This window comes from Natronococcus occultus SP4 (genome assembly GCF_000328685.1).
Lineage (GTDB): Archaea > Halobacteriota > Halobacteria > Halobacteriales > Natrialbaceae > Natronococcus > Natronococcus occultus.
Window position 1 is genome coordinate 101,633 of the sequence record NC_019974.1, and the last position, 17,822, is coordinate 119,454.

A 17,822-nucleotide genomic window follows, 5' to 3' on the forward strand; every position below is an offset into this window, starting at 1 on the left:
CGGTTCTGGGTTCGAAGGGAAAGGGTGGGTGGTGGGTGGTGTGTCACGACAGGGAACGACTCTGGTGTGTGACTCTGGTGTGGTGGTAGGGCCCTGTCGTATTTCCACGTAGGACCGCCCCGTAAATACCGCTGACCCCAACACAGTTTGGTATCGGCCCGAACCGGTATCTGCTTGGCGCGTCGCGATCCCCCATCGAGAAGCCGTCAGCGGGTTCTTCGAGCCGATCGCTACATCCGCAGCAGCTGCGCGTGTCTGGTCTCGCCGACCTCGAGGACGTTCGCCTCGTCGATAAACCCCTCCTCGAGGGCGAGTTCGACGGCCCGCGTGCCGACGATGTTGGCGACGGTCGCCCGCGAGAGGCTGTCGACGGCCGCCGTCTCGTCGACGGCGTCGCCGCCGTAGAACTTCTCGGTGACTGTCAGGGTGATCTCGTCGCTCTCGAAGGTCTCGCCGAGGACGTCGGCGTCACAGACCGTCACGAGCAGCCCCTCCTGGGTCTCGCGTTCGTTGACGATCATGCCTCACTCGAGTTGCCACTCGTCGTCGGCCTCCGGCGCTCGACCGGGGTCGGTGACCTCGACGTCGTCTCGCTCGGGTGGACGGCGGCCACCCGCCTGCTGGCCGGTCATCTCCTCGCGCTCCTCCATCACGCGCTGTTCGGCCCGCTCGCGCATCTCGTTTGCCTCCTCGGCGATCTCCTCGGCCTCGTCGTACTCGCCGAGCTCCTCCAGGATCTCGGCCTTTTCTTCGAGGACCCGGGAGTTGCGCATCCCCAGTCGGATCGCGTTGTCGATACAGTGCAGGGCGTCCTCGGACAGCCCGCGCTCGGAGAGGAAAAAGGCGCGGTTGTACCACCCTTCGGCGAACCGCTCGTCGATCTCGACGGCGCGTTCGGCGTGTTCTAAGGCCTGGGCGGTCTCGCCGAACTCCCAGAGCGCGTAGGCAAGGTTCGTCTCGGCGGTGGCGGCGTGTTCGCTCTCTTCCTCGATCGACAGCCCCTCGCGGTAGGCGCCTATCGCCTCGTCGTACTCCTCGAGTTCGGCGTGGGCGACGCCCTTGTTCGTCCACGCCTCCTGCTCGATACGGTCGTCCTCGGCGAAGCGAGCAGCCCGCTCGAAGGCCTCGGTGGCCTGCTCGAAGCGGTTGATCTGCATGTAGTTGAGCCCGACGTCGAGCAGCTCGCTCGCGTCGACCTCGTCGCTGTCGACGCTGTGGCGGTCGAGCGTGTCGGTGACGACCCGGGAGTCGACGGGATCGACCTTCGCGGGGTCGACGCCCAGTTCGGGCGGGTCGAGGTCGAACTCGTCGTAGGCGTCGTCGAACCCCTCGCCTTCGGAGAACGGATGGTCGCGCTCGCCCTCTCGATCAGTCATTAGTTGAACCAGGCGGCGACGACTGTTAAGGCCTGCGACCCGGCGACGGCCCCGCTCGGGCCCGCTCGCTCCCGGCTACCGGAGCGACCCCGACAGCACTTTCGCCGCGACGAGGACGGGATCCCATGTCGTGTTAAACGGCGGTGCGTACGCCAGGTCGTAGTTCTCGAGGTCCTCGACCGCGGCGGCCTCGTGGATGGCCGCGACGACGGCGTGGCTGCGGTGGACCGCCCCCTCACCGTACTCGCTGACGAGGCTCGCCCCGAGCACTCGCCCGGTGTCGCGGTCGGCGGTCAACGTGACGGTGACGGTGCCGTCCTCGGGGTAGTAGCCCGCCCGCGAGTTCGCGTCGATCGTCTCCGTGACGGGGTCGAACCCGGCCGCACGGGCTGTCTCGTGGTCGAGGATTCCGGTTCGAGCCGCCTCGACGTCGAAGGCCTTGATCGCTGCCGTCCCCGCGACGGCCCCGCCAGTCGCCGGCTGTCCGGCGACGGTCTGGCCGACCGCACGACCGTGACGGTTCGCGGTCAGCGCCAGCGGGACGTACGTCGGCTCGCCGGTGACGGCGTGGGTTGCCTCGGCACAGTCGCCCGCCGCGTAGACGTCGGCGGCGCTGGTCTCGCGGTAGGGGTCGGTCGCGATCGCACCCGTCGGTCCGAGCTCGATCCCCGCGTCCTCGGCCAGCTCCGTCCGCGGGCGAACCCCCGTCCCGAGCAGCGCCATCTCGACGTCGATCCGTTCGTCGGCGGCGACGACCGTCTCGATCGCGTCCTCGCCCTCGAGTTCCTCGACTTCGCTACCGAGGTGGACGCGGACGTCCTGCTCGCGGAGATGGTCGGCGACGGCCTCGCTGGTCGCCTCGCTGAACGTCGGTAACAGGCGCTCGCCGCGCTGGAAGAGGTTGACCTCGAACCCGTTGGCAGCAAGCGCTTCGGCCATCTCGATGCCGACGTACCCGCCCCCGACGACCGCGACGGGACCCGTGCAGTCCTCGAGGTACCGGCATGCCGGCCCACGGTCGGGCTGCTGGAGCGTCTCGTCCTCGCGGGCTCTGGCGACGTACTCCCGGAGCTCCTCCCCGTCGCTCATCGACCCCAGCGTGTAGACGCCCTCGAGATCGGTGCCCTCGACCGGGGGTTCGGTCGCCGCGGCACCCGTCGCGAGCAACAGGGCGTCGTACGACTGCGTGACGGTGCCGTCCTCGCTCTCGGCGGTGACGGTTCGCTCGTCGGGATCGATCGCGACGACCTCGTGGCCCGTTCGCAGGTCGATGTCCCGCTCCTCGCGGAACTGCTCGGGCGTGACCGAGACCAGGTCCTCGAGCGACTGGATCTCCCCCTTAACGTAGTAGGGGAGCCCGCAGGCGCCGTAGGAGACCCACTCGCCCTTCTCGAAGACGACGACCTCCAGGTCGGGATCGTCGCGTTTGGCCTTGCTCGCCGCTGCCATCCCGGCGGCGTCGCCGCCGACGACGACGAAGGTATCGGACATGGCTCCCTGTTTCTCGCGCAGCCGCTTAAGTAAGGACCAGTCGCGGAATCTCGCCGCCTTCGGGGTGACCAGTAGCGTTGAGTACTGCCCCATCCAAACAGTGAGTATGCGACTGTTCGTCAGCGTCGATCTCCCGGACGACCTCGCGGCACCGGTCGCCGACCTCCAGGCGGAGTTCGCCGAGGCGAGCGGACTGAACTTCACCGACCCCGACCAGGCCCACCTCACGCTGAAGTTCCTCGGCGAAGTCGCGGAGGACCGCGTCCCCACGCTCTCGCGGGAGCTGCGGGCCGCAGTCGACGAGGCCGACGTCTCCCCCTTTACCGTTCGGTTCGACGGGCTCGGCGTCTTCCCCGATCTCGAGTACATCAGCGTCGTCTGGTTCGGTACCGAGGCCGGCGGGGCGGAGCTCACCCGACTCCACGAGGCGATCGAACAGCGAACGACGGCGATGGGGTTCGACGAGGAGTCCCACGACTTCACGCCCCACGTCACCCTCGCGCGGATGGAACACGCCGGCGGCAAGGAGCTGGTCCAGGAGCTCGTCAGCGAGCGCGACCCGACGATCGGCGAGATGCGCGTCGACGAGGTCCGGCTCACCGAAAGTACCCTGACCGAGGGCGGCCCCGAGTACGCGACCGTCGAGCGGTTTCCCCTCGAGTGAGCCGGGACGGCGCCGCGTCCGGCGAGATGGACAACATTTTAAGCCACCGCGGGCTACGTCCGGCTACTATGGGTAAGAAATCGAAGGGCCAGAAGAAACGCCTCGCCAAGCTCGAGAACCAGAACAGCCGCGTGCCGGTCTGGGTCATGATGAAGACCGACATGGAAGTCACCCGGAACCCGAAGCGACGCAACTGGCGGCGCAACGACACTGACGAGTAACCATGAGTGCAAGCGATTTCGAGGAGCGGGTCGTCACCGTCCCGCTGCGTGACGTCAAGAAGGGCGCCAACCACGAGGCCGCGGACCTGGCGATGCGACTGGTCCGAGAGCACCTCGCGAAGCACTTCGCGGTCGACGAGGACGCCATCCGACTGGATCCCTCGATCAACGAGGAGGTGTGGTCGCGCGGTCGATCGAACCCGCCACGGAAGCTCCGCGTCCGTGCGGCTCGCTTCGACGAGGAGGGCGAAGCGGTCGTTGAAGCCGAGGTCGCCGAGTAAACTTGCAACGACTCGCCTTCGCCGGATCGGCCTACGTCGGGGTCTTCGCCCGCGCGACCGACTCCTGTGTCCTCGTTCGCCCCGACGTCGACGACGACACCGTCGCCGACCTGACCGACGAGCTCGAGGTCCCGGCGGTCCAGACGACCGTCGGCGGCTCCTCGACGGTCGGCGTCCTCGCGACGGGCAACGAGAACGGGCTGCTGGTCAGCTCGCGGATCCTGGAGTACGAGCGCGACCGGCTCGAGGACGAGATCGAGCTCCCCGTCGCCGAGCTGCCGGGTAACCTCAACGCAGCCGGGAACGTCGTGCTTGCCAACGACCACGGCGCCTACGTCCACCCGGATCTGACCCGGGAGGCGATCCAGGTCGTCAAAGACACCCTCGAGGTCCCCGTCGAGCGGGGCGACCTCGCCGGCGTGCGAACCGTCGGGACCGCCGCCGTCGCGACCAACAGCGGGGTGCTCTGTCACCCCAAGGCGACCGACGAGGAGCTCGACGTCCTCGAGGACGTCCTCGACGTCCGGGCCGACGTCGGCACCGTCAACTACGGCGCGCCGCTGGTCGGCTCGGGACTGCTGGCCAACGAGGCCGGCTACGTCGTCGGCGAGGAGACGACCGGACCGGAGCTCGGTCGGATCGAGGACGCCCTGGGCTATCTCGACTGACGGCGACTCAGCTCGTTTTGTCGTACCACCGATATATCCAGCCCGTCAGCGTGAGCGCCACGATACCACCGACCGCGACGGCGCCGCCGAACAGCCACTGTCCGGTAAAGATCACGAGCAACAGCCCGACGCCGGTCGCCAACAGCCCGACGTGGGCGAAAAGGAGCGCACTCACGAACGCGAGCAGCGTCTCCGATGACATGTCGCTGAACGCCTCCTGAAGCTCCTCGCTCTCGTCGTCGTCCGAGTCGGTCTCGAACGGCGACGGATCGTCCTCTTCGAACGGCGACGGATCGTCCTCTTCGAGTTTCTCGAGTGGGTTGATCATGGTACGTTGACCGACAGCCACGCGCACAGGGTTGCGTCGCTCATTCGACCGGCTCGAACTGATGACGAACGACCTCGCTGTCGTCGTCCCACTCGAAGTCGTCGTGGGCCCGTTCGAGCAGCTTCCGGTAGGCCTCGAGATCGTCCATCCCCTCCGCGCGGGCGTCCTCGTCGGTGAGATCGCCCAGCGTCCGCTCGGTGACCTCCGTTACCTCGAAGGTCGTCTCCTCGATCGTGAACGTATCGCCGTCCTCGGCGTACTGGTGACCGCGGTGGATCTGGGTCACCTCGCCCTCGAGGGCTTGCTCTTGCATCCGTTCGTTGGGCAACAGCTCGCCGGGATCGAGTTCTGTCATGGTCGGGCGTACGCGAGCTCGAGTGAAACCGTTTGGCCCTTCGGAACCGTTGTCAGTATGAACAGTCTCCCTCAAGAACTATACTGCTGGCCGAACGATCGTTCAGTATGTTCGGCTCCGTTATCGACCGTGTTCGAACCGGCCTTCGGGTCGCGACGGCCTCGTTCGGCGTGCTCCGACGCGAGTACTGGCTACTCGTCTTTCCGGTGTTGTACGGACTCGCCTGGCTGATCGGTCTGGTCGGCCTGGTCGGCGGTCTCGTCGCCGCGCTGTTCGGGGTCGGCTACGGAATGGCGCTCGTCGAGGGGTTCGCGACCGTCTCGGAGGGCGAGGCAGAGACGATCCTTACCGGCGTCCTCGTCGCCGTCTCCGTGCTGTTCATGTTCGTCGCGACGTCCGTGGCGACGTTTTTCAGCGCGGCGCTGGTCCACTCGGTCGGCAGCCTCTTCGCGGGCGAATCGACGAGCGTTCGGGACGGGATCGCGGGTGCGTGGGACGCCAAGCGGACGATCCTCGCGTGGGGTGCCGTCGGAACGGTCGTCGGGCTGGTCTTTCGGGCCCTCGAGAGCCAGGAGGGGAAGCTCGCCCAGCTGGTCAGAGGGGTCGCGGGCTTCGCCTGGTTTGCGATGACGTTTTTCATCGTTCCCGTGATCGTCTTCCAGGAGGGTGGGGTCCGGGAGTCGACGCGAAACAGCGTCGAGCTCTTCCGTGAGACGTGGGGCGAGGTCGGCGGAACGACGCTCGGGATCGGGCTCGTGATCCTCCCGCTTGCGGCGCTTGTCGCCGGGCTCGGGATCGGTGCTCCGCTGATCGCCCTCGAGGAGCCTGGCGGGGTGTTGCAGTACACGATCGTTCCGACGCTGCTGGCGATCGGCGCGCTCCTGGTGGTTCACAACGCCGCGACGGCAGTCGCGAAGACGGCGCTGTACGAATACGCGACCGACGGCGAGCTCCCGCCGGAGTTCGACGGCATCGACCCCGACCAGCTCGTCAAGCCAAAACGCGGCTCGCGGACGTCGATGACGGGACCGTCGGGGCGGGAGCCCGGACAGATCTAGTCGCGGTCAGCGGACACGTAGCGCGCCGCTCCCCCCGCTGTTCCCGCTGCTCCGTGTTCATGGACTGCTTTCGACGGAAGGGAAGATTCTTCCGACTGCCCGCCGCAAAGAGAGGCATGGGACAACAGCAACTTCAGCAGCTCTCACAGGAACTTCAGGAGATCGAAGAACAGATCGAGACGCTCCAGGAGAACGTCCAGGAGCTCCAGCAGGAGAAACACGACGTCGACGAGGCCATCGAGGCGCTCGACACCCTCGAGAGCGACGCGACCGTGCAGGTTCCCCTCGGCGGCGGCGCCTACCTGCGGGCGACGATCGAGGACATCGACGAAGTGATCGTCGACCTGGGCGCCGACTACGCCGCGGAGTTCGAGGAGGACGACGCCGTCGACGCACTCGAGAACCGCAAGGACCGTCTCGACGACCAGATCGAGGACGTCAACGAGGAGATCTCGGAGCTCGAGGCCGAGAGCAGCGAGCTCGAACAGCAGGCCCAGCAGCTCCAGCAGCAGGCGATGCAACAGCAGATGCAGCAGATGGGACAGGGGCAGGGCCCGGACGAGTAGTTTAGCGGGTCGTACCCATGTTCGACAATCTGAAGGAGAAACTCGGAAGCTTCCGCAAGGACGCCGAGGAAGCCGCCGAAGAGAGCGTCGAGGACGTCGAAACGGCCGAAGACGCCGAGGACCTCGAGACGGAGACCGACGCCGACCGGGACGGGACCGAGGCGCCGTCCGACGCAACCAGCGAGGCCACCGAACCGGAGTCGACGAGCGACGTCTCCGAACTCGAGGAGGAGCCATCCGAGAACGGCTCCGAGCCAGCCGCGGCCGACACTGACGTCGAGAGCGTCGAAACGGGTGCCCCTGCCGAGATCGACGACGCCGATACCGTCGCGGCCGACGCGGGCACCGACGGAACGGCGACCGCGGATGTGGACGCCGAGCCGGACGACAGTGGCCTCGGGTTCGGTGCCAAGGCCCGGTCGCTGGTGAAAGGCGAGTTCATGATCGCCGAGGAGGTCCTCGAGGAGTCGCTCGAGGAACTCGAGATGGCGCTGCTCACGAGCGACGTCGAGATGGAGGTCGCCCAGGAGATCATCGACAACATCCGCAACGAACTGGTCAACGAGACCCGATCGTTTACCTCCTCGACCGAGGACGTCGTCGAGCAGGCACTTCAGGACGCGATCCGGGACGTGATCAGTGTCGGACAGTTCGACTTCGACGAACGGATCGCCGCCGAGGACAAACCCGCCGTCTTACTGTTTACGGGGGTCAACGGCGTCGGGAAGACGACGACGATCGCGAAGATGAGTCGCTACCTCGAACAGCGGGGGTACTCGACGGTGCTTGCCAACGGCGACACCTACCGTGCGGGCGCGAACCAGCAGATCCAGGAACACGCCGACGCGCTCGATCGGAAGTGTATCAGTCACGAGCAGGGTGGCGATCCCGCCGCAGTGCTGTACGACGCGGTCGAGTACGCCGAGGCCAACGACACCGACATCGTGTTGGCGGATACGGCCGGGCGGCTCCACACGGACGAGGGGCTGATGGATCAACTCGAGAAGATCGATCGGGTCGTCGATCCGGATCTGACGCTGTTCGTCGACGAGGCCGTCGCGGGCCAGGACGCGGTCAATCGGGCACGCGAGTTCAACGAGGCCGCCGAGATCGACGGCGCGATCCTCACGAAGGCCGACGCCGACTCCAACGGCGGTGCGGCGATCTCGATCGCCCACGTCACCGGAAAGCCGATTCTGTTCCTCGGTGTCGGACAGGGGTACGACGATCTGGAGCGGTTCGACCCCGACGAGATGGTCGAGCGGCTCCTCGAGGACGAGTAATCCGTCCTCGGCGCTGTCGTTTCTGGGGCCGTCGTGATCGCTTCTCGTATCCATCCTCCCAGAAACGATTGCCGGCATCTCCGACCCAGTTCGTCGCCCGGCGATCGAAAACTGCGACACTGGCTCCATACGTCAGGGACTCTCACACGTAGGTTGTCCTTCGGGGCAATCGTTGCCGGATCGAGCTAGCTCCGTCAGGGTTCGCCTGTTCGCGGAGCCGTATACGTATGGGATGTTACTACACGCCAAAGAATGGTTCCTCACGAGAGTCGAATCCGATCGCCGACTGGCGACACGTTCGTTCGAGGGTGGTCCGGATGAACACGACCGAGCGGTACAAACAGCAGAAACATCCGCTGGATGTCGTCGACGACGTCTACGAGTACGCCGCAGACGGACTGACGTTCGAGGAAATCGAGGATCGTGGCGGCGACGGCGAGTGGGAGCGTCTGAAGTGGGCCGGAATGTACGCCCAGAAGCAGGAGGGCTACTTCATGATCCGGACCAAGGTCCCGGGTGGCCACCTCACGCCCGAGCAGGCCGAGGTGATCGGCGAGTGTGCCACCGACTACGCCGTCGCGCCCGAGGCGTACGGCGGCACGGAGCAGAACGAGCTCTGGGGCGACGCCTACGTCGACATCACGACCCGCCAGGACATCCAGAAACACTGGATCCGGGTCGAGGACGTTCCCGAGATGTGGGACCGGTACGACGAGGTCGGCTTGACGACGATCCAGGGCTGTGGGGACTCCGCCCGGAACGTCCTGGGCTGTCCGGCCGCGGGGATCAGCGACCACGAGTGTTTCGACGCCCAACCGGTCGTCGACGCCGTCTCGGACTTTTTCACTGAGAACCGCGAGTACGCGAACCTCCCGCGGAAGTTCAAGCTCACGATCACGGGCTGTGCTCACGACTGCGCGCAGTCCCAGATCAACGATGTCGGGCTCGTACCCGCCAAGAAGGAACTGGGCGGCCAGCAGCTCTACGGCTTCCACGCCCGCGTCGGCGGGGGTCTCTCGGACGGTCCACGGATGGCCTCGGAGCTCGACGTCTTCGTTCGCCCCGAGGACGCCGTCGAGTTCTGTCGCGCGATCGCACAGACGTTCAAGGAGCTGGGCGACCGGACGAATCGGGGCGTCTGCCGGATGCGGTATCTCGTCGAACAGCTGGGGGCCGAAACGTTCGAGGAGGCGGTCCGGGACCGCTGTACGGTCGACTTGCCCGATGGCGGCCAGAGCCTCACCGTCGGCTATCAGGGCGACCACGTCGGCGTCCACGACCAGAAACAGGACGGTCTCAAGTACGTCGGCTTCAACGTGATCGCGGGTCGGATGGGCGGCGACGAGTTCGCCGCGGCCGCCCGCGCCGCGCGGGAGTATGGCACCGAGGACGCCTCGGTGCGGCTCGCGACCGACCAGAACTTCCTGATTACCCACGTTCCCGAAGAGCACGTCGAGGACCTGCTGGCCGAGCCGTTCGCCCGGGAGTACCAGCCCGATCCCGGTCCGTTCGCGCGGGGTGCGGTCGGCTGTACGGGTAACGAGTTCTGCAACTACGCGATCATCGAGACGAAAAAGCGGACCAAGCGCTGGGCCCGTCGGCTCGACGAGCGCATCGACGTCCCCGACGATATCGAGGCGATCCGAATGCATATGTCGGGCTGTTCCGCGTCCTGTGCCCAGCCACAGATCGCCGACATCGGATTCCGCGGGGAGACGGTCAAGATCGACGACGAGGACGGGTCCGATATCGTCGAGGGGATGGACTTCGGCCTCGGCGGGTCGCTGGGATCGGACAACGAGTTCCTCGACTGGGTCGAGAGCGCGGTTCCGGCCCACGCCGTGATTCCGGCGCTCGAGGAACTGTTCGACGCCTACGCGGCCGACCGCGAGGACGGCGAGCGGTTCTACGAGTGGTGTCGCCGCGTCGACAACGATCGCCTGCGGACGGTCATGCAGGGTGCCGAGGCGCCGGTTGCCGGAGGTGTTGCCCATGGGGACTGAGGGTGAGGACGAACGGAGTGAGTCCTCGGAAATGCGAGCGGGAGCGGCGGGGACCGAACAAAGTGAGGGCCCCGATGACGCGAGCCGCGAGAGGCCCGACGAAGCGAACGCTGACACCACGAACCGCGACGGTCGCGTCTTCCCCGGTGTTCCGGAGTCAGCGGACGACGACGAAGCCGTCATCGTCCCCGAGACAAGCGGCGCCGCGCCGCGCTCCCGAGAGGGGCTCGACCACGCCCGGGACGGCGCGATCGAGACCGCCGCGGGCGAGGGCTGTGGGCCCGACGCCTGTACGTGCGGCGAGAGGACCGCAACCGACGCCGACGATCGGTCCGTCGCGACCGACGGAGCGGGGGTCTCCAACGTCGACGAGACGGGGAGTCTCGGCGATCTCGAGTTCACCGAGCCCGCCGAGGACGTCAGTCAGAACGTCGACGACGGCGAGCCGGACGTCCGCGTCGGCGTCCCCGAGGACGTCGAGCTCGACACCCCGACGTACTCCATTCGCTCGGAGATGAACGACATCGAGACGCCCGACGAGAAGACCTGGTTCATGGAGCTCGACGAGGCGGTCATCGACGAGGGACGGTGCATCCAGTGTGGCACCTGCGTCGCCGCCTGCCCCTCGGACTCGATCGGCGTCGGCGACGACGACCTGCCCGAACTCGTCAAAATGTGTACGGGCTGTTCGCTGTGCTGGGACTTCTGTCCCCGTGGCGGGCTTCGGTACGAACGCCAGTGGGTGGTTACGGGCGGCGAGGACAACGTCAAAGGTGCCGGCGACCCGATCACGGAGTTCTCCGCGAAGGTCGAGGACGACTGGACCGACGCGGCCCAGGACGGCGGCGTCGTTACCGGGATGCTCGCATCGCTGCTTGAGGCCGGCGAGATCGACGGCGCCCTGATCGCGACCGAGAGCGAGGAGGAAGCCTGGAAGGCCGAGAGCTTCCTCGCGACCACCGAGGAGGAACTGATCGAGAACGCCGGTACCGTCTACAACCAGACGCTCGCGCTCGGCAACCTCGACCTGAAACAGTGGGAGCACAAGCTTCCCGACGAGAAGGACTGGGACGAGTTGAGCCTCGCCCTGGTCGGCACGCCCTGCGAGATCGAGGGCATCCGCGCCCTGCAGGACTTCGACTGGGACTACCAGGGCCACGACGAGGGGATCGGCGCCGTCGAGTACACGATCGCGCTGATGTGTACGAAAAACTTTAACTACTACAGCCTCATGGGCGAACAGCTCGAGGACCAGCGGGGGATCTCTCCCGACGAGATCGGCAAGATGGACGTCCTCCACGGGAAGCTGATGGTCTACGACCACGACGGCGAGATGATCTTAGAGGAGGACATCGAGAACTTCCACGACGCCGCACTCAAGGGCTGTGACGAGTGTGCGGACTTCACCGGATTCTGTGCCGACGTCACCGTCGGCTCGGTGGGCTCCTCCGACGAGTACTCGAGTGTCATCCTCCGGACCGAGCAGGGTGTGCGAGCCTGGGAACACACCGAGCCGAAGCTCGACTACCACGACTTAGAGGACAAGTCGGCGGTCGGCAAGCTCCAGGGCTGGGACAAAAAGAAGGCCTTCGAGAGCCTCGAGCGCCCCTTCGACCCCGACGCGCCACGCTTTATCGACTACACGGACCACGCCGAGACCTACGGGACGGCGACGAACCCCCACGACGAGGCTCACTGAACTCGCCTCGACTCCCACGTATTTTGTACTCGCCGACCGGAGAGTCGAGCGATGAGCGACCACGGGCGCCAGCACGCAACCGATCTCGATCCGACGTTCCGTCGATGAGCGACGAGGACGGCCCGACCGATCCGTCGGACCGCATCGTCGCCCTCGACGCGCTCCGCGGGTTCGCGCTGCTTGGCATCCTGATCATCAACATCCGGATCTTCGCGATGCCCGAGGCGACGCTGGCGAACCCGACGGCATACGGCGATTTCACCGGCTCGAACTACTGGGCCTGGTTCGTCGGTCACGTCCTCGCCGAACAGAAGTTCATCACGCTGTTTACGATCCTGTTCGGCGGCGGCGTCGTCCTGTTTACGCGCAACGCCGCACAACGGGGGGACCCGGTCACGCAGCTGTACACCCGACGGTTCGGCTGGCTCGTCGCCATCGGCCTCGCCCACGCGTACCTGCTGTGGTACGGCGACATTCTCGTCGCGTACGGGCTCTGTGCGTTCGGGGTCGTCCTCCTCCGGGACCTGCCCGCGAGGACGCTCGCCGTCGCCGGAGTCGGTCTGGTGGCGATCCCCTCGCTCACAGAGATCGTCTCCGGGCTCACGATGGATCCGGCGGCGATCGCCACCACCTGGCAGCCCCCTGAGTCCGCGCTCCGGGCCGAGATCGAAACGTACCGCGGCGGGTGGGTCGAGCAGCTCGGACACCGGGTCCCGACGTCGCTCGAGCGCCAGAGTGTCGGATTCCTGGGCTACACTGCCTGGCGAGTGGCCGGAGCCATGCTGTTCGGGATGGCGCTGTTCAAGTGGGGGATACTGACCAACGAGCGGTCGTCGCGGCTCTACCGTCGGCTGATCGCGGTCGGCGCAGTCGGCGGGCTCGCCGTGATCCTCGCCGGCGTCTGGTACATCGAGGCCAACGACTGGGCGCCCGGGGCGGCGCTGTTCTGGCGCCAGTTCAACTACTGGGGGAGCTTTCTCCTCGCCGGCGCGTACCTCGGCGCGGTGATGCTGTACTGTCGGTGGCGTCCCGCGGGAATCGAAACCCGGGCGCTTGCGGCCGTCGGGCGGACCGCCTTCACCAACTACCTCCTGCAGACGGTGCTGGCCACGTTGATCTTCTACGGCCACGGGCTCGGGCTGTTCGGACAGCTGAGCCGCGTCGAACTGCTCGGGGTCGTCGCAGCCATCTGGGCGATCCAGATCTTCCTCTCGGTGCTCTGGCTTCGCTATTTCCGGTTCGGGCCGATCGAGTGGCTCTGGCGGACGCTCACCTACCGGTCGCAGCAACCCCTTCGCCGCGACGGGGCTGGGTGAGGACGGTCGCAGTGCGGTTCGGCGAGCTTATTTTTCGCGGGCCAAACCGCCGAGTATGGAATCGCAGCTCCGCATTCGCGTCGCGACGCCCGAGGACGCGCTCGCCGTTCGCGAGATCTACGCGCCCTTCTGTGAGGCGACCGCGGTAACCTTCGAGGAGAGCCCGCCGACCGAGACCGAGCTGGCCGAACGAATCGCGTCGACGCTCGAGGACCACCCCTGGCTCGTCTGCGAGCGAGCGGGCGAGGTGGTCGGCTACGCCTACGCCGGCCCGCTGCGGAAGCGTCGGGCCTACCAGTGGGTGGTCGAGCTGTCGGTCTACGTCGCCGAGGACGCGCGCCGAGCGGGAGTCGGCGAGGCGCTGTACGAGTCGCTGCTCGCCGTCCTCGAACGCCAGGGGATCCGCGACGCCTACGCCGTCACGACGCTGCCGAACCCGGCGACCGTCGGGTTCCACGAGCGACTCGGGTTCGAACGGCTGGTCGACTTCCCCAGAATGGGGTACGTCGAGGACGAGTGGCACGACGTCGCCTGGTGGCGTCGCTCGCTCGGGGAGAAAGCCGCCGACCCCGACCCGCCGCGTCCGTTTCCGTCGGTGCGCGAGGACGACGACTTCGAGGCGCTGCTGGCAACCGGGATCGAACGGCTCGCTTCGCGAGCCGACTAAGCTTCGAGGACGTCGGCCAGCTCGTCGAGCCCGCCGACGACGACGTCGGGATCGGGACCGAACGGCTCCTCGGGATCGCCCGTCCGATCGAGCCAGGCGCCGTTCATTCCAGCGTGGACGGCTCCCTGGACGTCGAACCACAGCGCCGAGACGTGGATGATCCCGTCGATCGGGGTCCCAGCCCGGCCCGCAGCGTGGCGGTAGAGCTCGGGCGCGGGTTTGAACGTCTCGAGCTCGTGGGCGCTGATCGTGTCTGCGAGCAGATCGCCGATCCCGGCGCCCTCGACCATCGAGGCGAGCATCTCGGGGTTGCCGTTCGAGAGGACGTAGCAGTCGTAGCCCGCCGCCCGGAGGCGCTCGAGACTCGCCCGGACGTCGTCGAACACCCGCAGATCGTGGTACGCCGACAGGACGTCCTCGCGGGTGTCGGCGTCGCAGTCGGCGCCGTGGGCCGCGAGCGCGTACGTCAGGGCGTCGCGGTTGAGGTCGTAGAACGTGTCGTAGGCGTCGAGGTGGTTCGCGACGAGCGTGTACTGCATCGAGCGCTCCCGCCAGCTTCGGGAGATCGGCGTTGGATCGTCGACGGCCGTATGCGTCTCGAGGGCGTCCTCGACGGCGTCGACGTCGACGAGGGTGCTGTAGGAGTCGAGGGTAACGGTGGCGACGGCGTCGGGATCGAGCGTCATGCGTGTCACGTCGACAGCCAGTGGTATCACTGCTGGCCCCGCTCGATTCCTCGCCAGGTAGACACGAGCCCGTCGACCTGGTTCGGGAACGCCCCACGAACCGTCGTCTCTTTTGCCCGGAAGCGCCCAGTACCGACCATGGATCCCTCGACCTGGCGCACCTACCTCGTCACGCAGGCGTCGCTCTCGGCGGAACGGTCGACACCCGAGATCGTCCGCGCGGCGATCGAAGGCGGCGTCGACGCCGTCCAGCTCCGGGAGAAAGAGACGAGCGCACGCTCGCGGTACGAGCTCGGCCGCGAGCTGCGCGAGCTGACCGCCGGGGCCGACGTCGCCCTGCTCGTCAACGACCGCGTCGACATCGCGCAGGCGATCGACGCCGACGGCGTTCACGTCGGCCAGTCGGACCTTCCCGTCTCGGTCGCCCGCGAGCTACTCGGCCCCGAGGCCGTCGTCGGCTGCTCGACCTCGACCGTCGCGGAGGCCCGACGAGCCGAGGACGCGGGCGCCGACTATCTCGGGGTCGGCAGCGTCTACGGGACGTCCTCGAAGGACGTCCCCGACGCGGAGGACGGGGTCGGGCCCGAACGGATCACCGAGATTGCCGAGGCCGTCTCGATCCCGGTCGTCGGCATCGGTGGCATCACGGTCGATAACGCGGGTCCGGTCGCCGAGGCCGGCGCTGCCGGCGTCGCGGTCATCAGCGAGATCACGGCGGCCGAGGACCCGGCGGCCGCGACCACCGACCTCGTCGAAACGGTCGAAACCGCGAAGGGCATCGAGAGAAGAGAATGACAGAACCATGACGAGACACGACGCAACCGACCCGACGCTCGCCGACTCGCTCGACGTCCTCACCGAGACCGAACCGCTGGTGCAGTCGCTGACCAACGAGGTGACGATCAACGACGTCGCGAACCTCACCCTTCACTGGAACGGGCTGCCCGTGATGGCTGACTCGCCCGGCGACGCCGGCGAGATGGCCGAGCTCGCGAGCGCGGTCCTGCTGAACATCGGCCAGATCCCCGACTCGAAGTTCGAGGCGATGCGCGAGGCGGCGCGGACGGCCAACGACCGCGGGATCCCGCTCGTCCTCGATCCCGTCGGGGTCGGCTCGACGCCGACCCGCCAGCGGATCGCGGAGGAGCTGCTCACCGAGTACGAGTTCTCGATCATCAAAGGTAACCACGGCGAGGTGAGCGCCCTCGCGGGCGTCGAGGCCGAGGTGCGGGGCGTCGAGTCGGTCGGCGACTACGACGCCATCGAGGAGACGACCCGCTCGCTCGCCGAGTCGACCGGTGCGGTCGTCGTCGCCTCGGGCACCGAGGACGTCGTGGCCGACGCCGACGGCGCGACCCGGATCACGGCGGGTCACGAGCGGCTGGGCGAGGTCGTCGGCACGGGCTGTATGCTCGGCGGGACGCTCGCGACGTTCTGTGGCGCCCTCGAGGACGCCCACAGGGCGGCGAGAGACGGGACGCTCGCGTTCGGAATCGCCGGAGAACGGGCCGCGGAGCTCCCTCACGAGGGGCCGGCGAGCTACCGGACGAACTTCCACGACGCCGTCGCCGGGCTCTCCGCCGAGGTCGTCTCGGAGTACGACCTCGCGTCCCGGCTCGAGCCGGTCGCCTGAGCGATCAACAGACCGGTTTCGGGTTCGCGCCCAGCTCCTCGAGCGAGGCGACGTACTCGTCGTAGGCGGCCTCGATCGATTCGCCTGCGGCCTCGACGGCCCGCTCGCGATCGGCCTCGTCGGTACAGACCGCCTCGAGCAGGTCGGTCGCGCGCTCGAGCTGGTCGTCCAGATCGTCGCCGAACTCCCGGAACAGTCCCGCCGTCTGTGGGTCGGCGTCGCCGACGAAGTAGCCGACGACCTGCTCCTTCGAGCGCTTGCTGGCGAGGATCCGACCGACGAACGCGCCAGTGCGCTCGACGGTGTCCTCGAGCCCGCGAAGGTGCTCGTGGAGGTTCGGTACTGTCTCGGGCTCGTAGCCGTCGAGCTTCTCGGCGACCGTCTCGTAGTGGTCCCGTTCCTCGGCGGCCGTCGTCTCGAAGGCCTCGCGGGCGGCGTCGTGATCCTCGTCGTTGGCCCAGCTCTCGAAGGTCCGCCAGGCGGCGTACTCGGCGTCGGCGGTCGCCCGCAGCACGGGTTCGGTGTCGATCTCGCCGCCCGTCTCGGCGTACAGCGACTTCGAGGAGCCGAGTCGCGACAGTTCGGTCTCGTTCTCCGCACGGACGGCCTCGAGGACGCCCTCGGTATCAGTCATCGGAAACCGACCGTTACTCCCCGGTTTCGACCGGGGCGTTCACGAGGTTTCCCCACTCGGTCCAGGAGCCGTCGTAGTTGACGGCGTCCTCGTAGCCCAGCAGCTCGTGGAGCGCGAACCAGGCGACCGACGAGCGCTCGCCGATCCGGCAGTAGGCGACGGTCGTCTCGTCGCCGTCGATACCCTCCTCGGCGTAGAGCTCCTCGAGCTCCTCACGACTCTTGAAGGTGCCGTCCTCGTCGGTTACCGCGGACCACGAGATGTTCACCGCGCCGGGGACGTGGCCGCCGCGCTGGGCGGTCTCCTGCAGGCCCGGCGGGGCGAGGATCTCGCCGCTGAACTCCTCGGGCGAGCGGACGTCGACCAGCGGCACGTCCCGCTCGATCGCCTTCTCGACGTCGTCGCGGTAGGCGCGGATCGTCTCGCGCGGGCCGCCGGCCTCGTAGTCGACCTCGGGAAACGACGGGACCTCCTCGGTCGTCGGGTAGTCGTTCTCGATCCAGTACTCGCGGCCGCCGTCGAGCAGGTAAACGTCGTCGTGGCCGTAGTACTTGAACTGCCAGTAGGCGTAGGCGGCGAACCAGTTTGCGTTGTCGCCGTAGAGGACGACCGTCGAGTCCTCGCTGATGCCGTGGCTCCCCAGCAGCGCCTCGAACTCCTCCTTGTCGAGGATGTCCCGTCGGGTCTGGTCCTGGAGCTGGGTCTCCCAGTTGAACCCGACCGCGCCGGGGGCGTGTTCCTCGTCGTACGATTCCGTGTCGACGTCGACCTCCACGAGCCGGAGACCGGGGTCGTCGGACTGGAACTCGCTGAGTCGGTCCTCGACCCAGTCAGCCGTGACCAGAGCGTCGGTCGCGTAGTCGTTCGTTGCCATATCCGACACGTGGTGCGAC

Annotated in this window: 21 protein-coding genes; 13 read left to right on the plus strand and 8 right to left on the minus strand. The window is 67.3% G+C overall.

What is annotated here, in order from left to right:
* Positions 1–230 precede the first annotated feature (230 nt).
* From NATOC_RS00480 to NATOC_RS00490, 3 genes are all read right to left on the minus strand, one after another.
* Positions 231–521, minus strand: a complete 291-nt coding sequence (locus tag NATOC_RS00480; RefSeq protein WP_015319440.1) for a DUF424 domain-containing protein — start codon at positions 519–521, stop codon at positions 231–233.
* Positions 522–524: 3 nt separating this feature from the next.
* Positions 525–1,376 carry a tetratricopeptide repeat protein gene (locus tag NATOC_RS00485; protein ID WP_015319441.1) on the minus strand — a complete coding sequence of 284 codons (852 nt, stop codon included), beginning with the start codon at positions 1,374–1,376 and terminating at the stop codon, positions 525–527.
* A gap of 75 nt (positions 1,377–1,451) precedes the next feature.
* Entirely contained in the window at positions 1,452–2,867 is a 1,416-nt protein-coding gene (locus NATOC_RS00490; protein ID WP_049888863.1) for an FAD-dependent oxidoreductase, read from the minus strand.
* Positions 2,868–2,973: 106 nt separating this feature from the next.
* Here NATOC_RS00490 and thpR point away from each other — a divergent pair, with 106 nt between their 5' ends.
* From thpR to NATOC_RS00510, 4 genes are all read left to right on the plus strand, one after another.
* Positions 2,974–3,531 carry an RNA 2',3'-cyclic phosphodiesterase gene (gene thpR / locus NATOC_RS00495; protein ID WP_015319443.1) on the plus strand — a complete coding sequence of 186 codons (558 nt, stop codon included), beginning with the start codon at positions 2,974–2,976 and terminating at the stop codon, positions 3,529–3,531.
* Positions 3,532–3,599: 68 nt separating this feature from the next.
* Positions 3,600–3,752, plus strand: coding sequence for a 50S ribosomal protein L39e (locus tag NATOC_RS00500; RefSeq protein WP_015319444.1), 153 nt, complete (start codon positions 3,600–3,602; stop codon positions 3,750–3,752).
* 2 nt (positions 3,753–3,754) lie between these two features.
* Positions 3,755–4,033 carry a 50S ribosomal protein L31e gene (locus NATOC_RS00505; RefSeq protein WP_015319445.1) on the plus strand — a complete coding sequence of 93 codons (279 nt, stop codon included), beginning with the start codon at positions 3,755–3,757 and terminating at the stop codon, positions 4,031–4,033.
* A gap of 2 nt (positions 4,034–4,035) precedes the next feature.
* Positions 4,036–4,701, plus strand: coding sequence for a translation initiation factor IF-6 (locus NATOC_RS00510; RefSeq protein WP_015319446.1), 666 nt, complete (start codon positions 4,036–4,038; stop codon positions 4,699–4,701).
* A gap of 7 nt (positions 4,702–4,708) precedes the next feature.
* Here NATOC_RS00510 and NATOC_RS00515 read toward each other — a convergent pair whose 3' ends face one another.
* Both NATOC_RS00515 and NATOC_RS00520 read right to left on the minus strand, forming a co-directional pair.
* A complete protein-coding gene (locus NATOC_RS00515; RefSeq protein WP_015319447.1) occupies positions 4,709–5,029 on the minus strand; it encodes a DUF7322 domain-containing protein in 321 nt (106 codons plus the stop codon).
* A 40-nt stretch (positions 5,030–5,069) separates the two neighbouring features.
* Entirely contained in the window at positions 5,070–5,384 is a 315-nt protein-coding gene (locus NATOC_RS00520) for an ASCH domain-containing protein (RefSeq protein WP_015319448.1), read from the minus strand.
* 107 nt (positions 5,385–5,491) lie between these two features.
* Here NATOC_RS00520 and NATOC_RS00525 point away from each other — a divergent pair, with 107 nt between their 5' ends.
* From NATOC_RS00525 to NATOC_RS00555, 7 genes are all read left to right on the plus strand, one after another.
* Positions 5,492–6,442, plus strand: a complete 951-nt coding sequence (locus NATOC_RS00525; RefSeq protein WP_015319449.1) for a DUF6159 family protein — start codon at positions 5,492–5,494, stop codon at positions 6,440–6,442.
* Positions 6,443–6,558: 116 nt separating this feature from the next.
* A complete protein-coding gene (gene pfdA / locus NATOC_RS00530; protein ID WP_015319450.1) occupies positions 6,559–7,008 on the plus strand; it encodes a prefoldin subunit alpha in 450 nt (149 codons plus the stop codon).
* A gap of 17 nt (positions 7,009–7,025) precedes the next feature.
* Positions 7,026–8,291 carry a signal recognition particle-docking protein FtsY gene (gene ftsY / locus NATOC_RS00535; protein WP_015319451.1) on the plus strand — a complete coding sequence of 422 codons (1,266 nt, stop codon included), beginning with the start codon at positions 7,026–7,028 and terminating at the stop codon, positions 8,289–8,291.
* Positions 8,292–8,608: 317 nt separating this feature from the next.
* Positions 8,609–10,294 carry a nitrite/sulfite reductase gene (locus NATOC_RS00540; protein WP_049888609.1) on the plus strand — a complete coding sequence of 562 codons (1,686 nt, stop codon included), beginning with the start codon at positions 8,609–8,611 and terminating at the stop codon, positions 10,292–10,294.
* Positions 10,284–11,993, plus strand: a complete 1,710-nt coding sequence (locus NATOC_RS00545; RefSeq protein WP_015319453.1) for a Coenzyme F420 hydrogenase/dehydrogenase, beta subunit C-terminal domain — start codon at positions 10,284–10,286, stop codon at positions 11,991–11,993. Before NATOC_RS00540 ends, NATOC_RS00545 begins: the two co-directional genes overlap by 11 nt.
* 104 nt (positions 11,994–12,097) lie before the next feature.
* Positions 12,098–13,309 carry a DUF418 domain-containing protein gene (locus tag NATOC_RS00550; RefSeq protein WP_015319454.1) on the plus strand — a complete coding sequence of 404 codons (1,212 nt, stop codon included), beginning with the start codon at positions 12,098–12,100 and terminating at the stop codon, positions 13,307–13,309.
* 55 nt (positions 13,310–13,364) lie between these two features.
* Complete coding sequence (locus NATOC_RS00555) at positions 13,365–13,976, plus strand: GNAT family N-acetyltransferase (protein WP_015319455.1); 612 nt, start codon at positions 13,365–13,367, stop codon at positions 13,974–13,976.
* On the opposite strand, the gene NATOC_RS00560 is transcribed toward NATOC_RS00555, so the two are convergent.
* Positions 13,973–14,662 (minus strand): haloacid dehalogenase type II, encoded by a 690-nt coding sequence (locus NATOC_RS00560; RefSeq protein WP_015319456.1) that lies wholly within the window; start codon positions 14,660–14,662, stop codon positions 13,973–13,975. The two genes, NATOC_RS00555 and NATOC_RS00560, sit on opposite strands and share 4 nt — an antisense overlap.
* A 138-nt stretch (positions 14,663–14,800) precedes the next feature.
* Here NATOC_RS00560 and thiE point away from each other — a divergent pair, with 138 nt between their 5' ends.
* Positions 14,801–15,457 carry a thiamine phosphate synthase gene (thiE, locus tag NATOC_RS00565; protein ID WP_015319457.1) on the plus strand — a complete coding sequence of 219 codons (657 nt, stop codon included), beginning with the start codon at positions 14,801–14,803 and terminating at the stop codon, positions 15,455–15,457.
* A gap of 7 nt (positions 15,458–15,464) precedes the next feature.
* Positions 15,465–16,295 carry a hydroxyethylthiazole kinase gene (gene thiM, locus NATOC_RS00570; RefSeq protein WP_015319458.1) on the plus strand — a complete coding sequence of 277 codons (831 nt, stop codon included), beginning with the start codon at positions 15,465–15,467 and terminating at the stop codon, positions 16,293–16,295.
* A 4-nt stretch (positions 16,296–16,299) separates the two neighbouring features.
* Here thiM and NATOC_RS00575 read toward each other — a convergent pair whose 3' ends face one another.
* Positions 16,300–16,929: a hypothetical protein gene (locus NATOC_RS00575; protein ID WP_015319459.1), complete on the minus strand. Its 630-nt coding sequence runs from the start codon at positions 16,927–16,929 to the stop codon at positions 16,300–16,302.
* Positions 16,930–16,942: 13 nt separating this feature from the next.
* Positions 16,943–17,803, minus strand: coding sequence for a sulfurtransferase (locus tag NATOC_RS00580; RefSeq protein WP_049888864.1), 861 nt, complete (start codon positions 17,801–17,803; stop codon positions 16,943–16,945).
* Between the last annotated feature and the right edge of the window lie 19 nt (positions 17,804–17,822).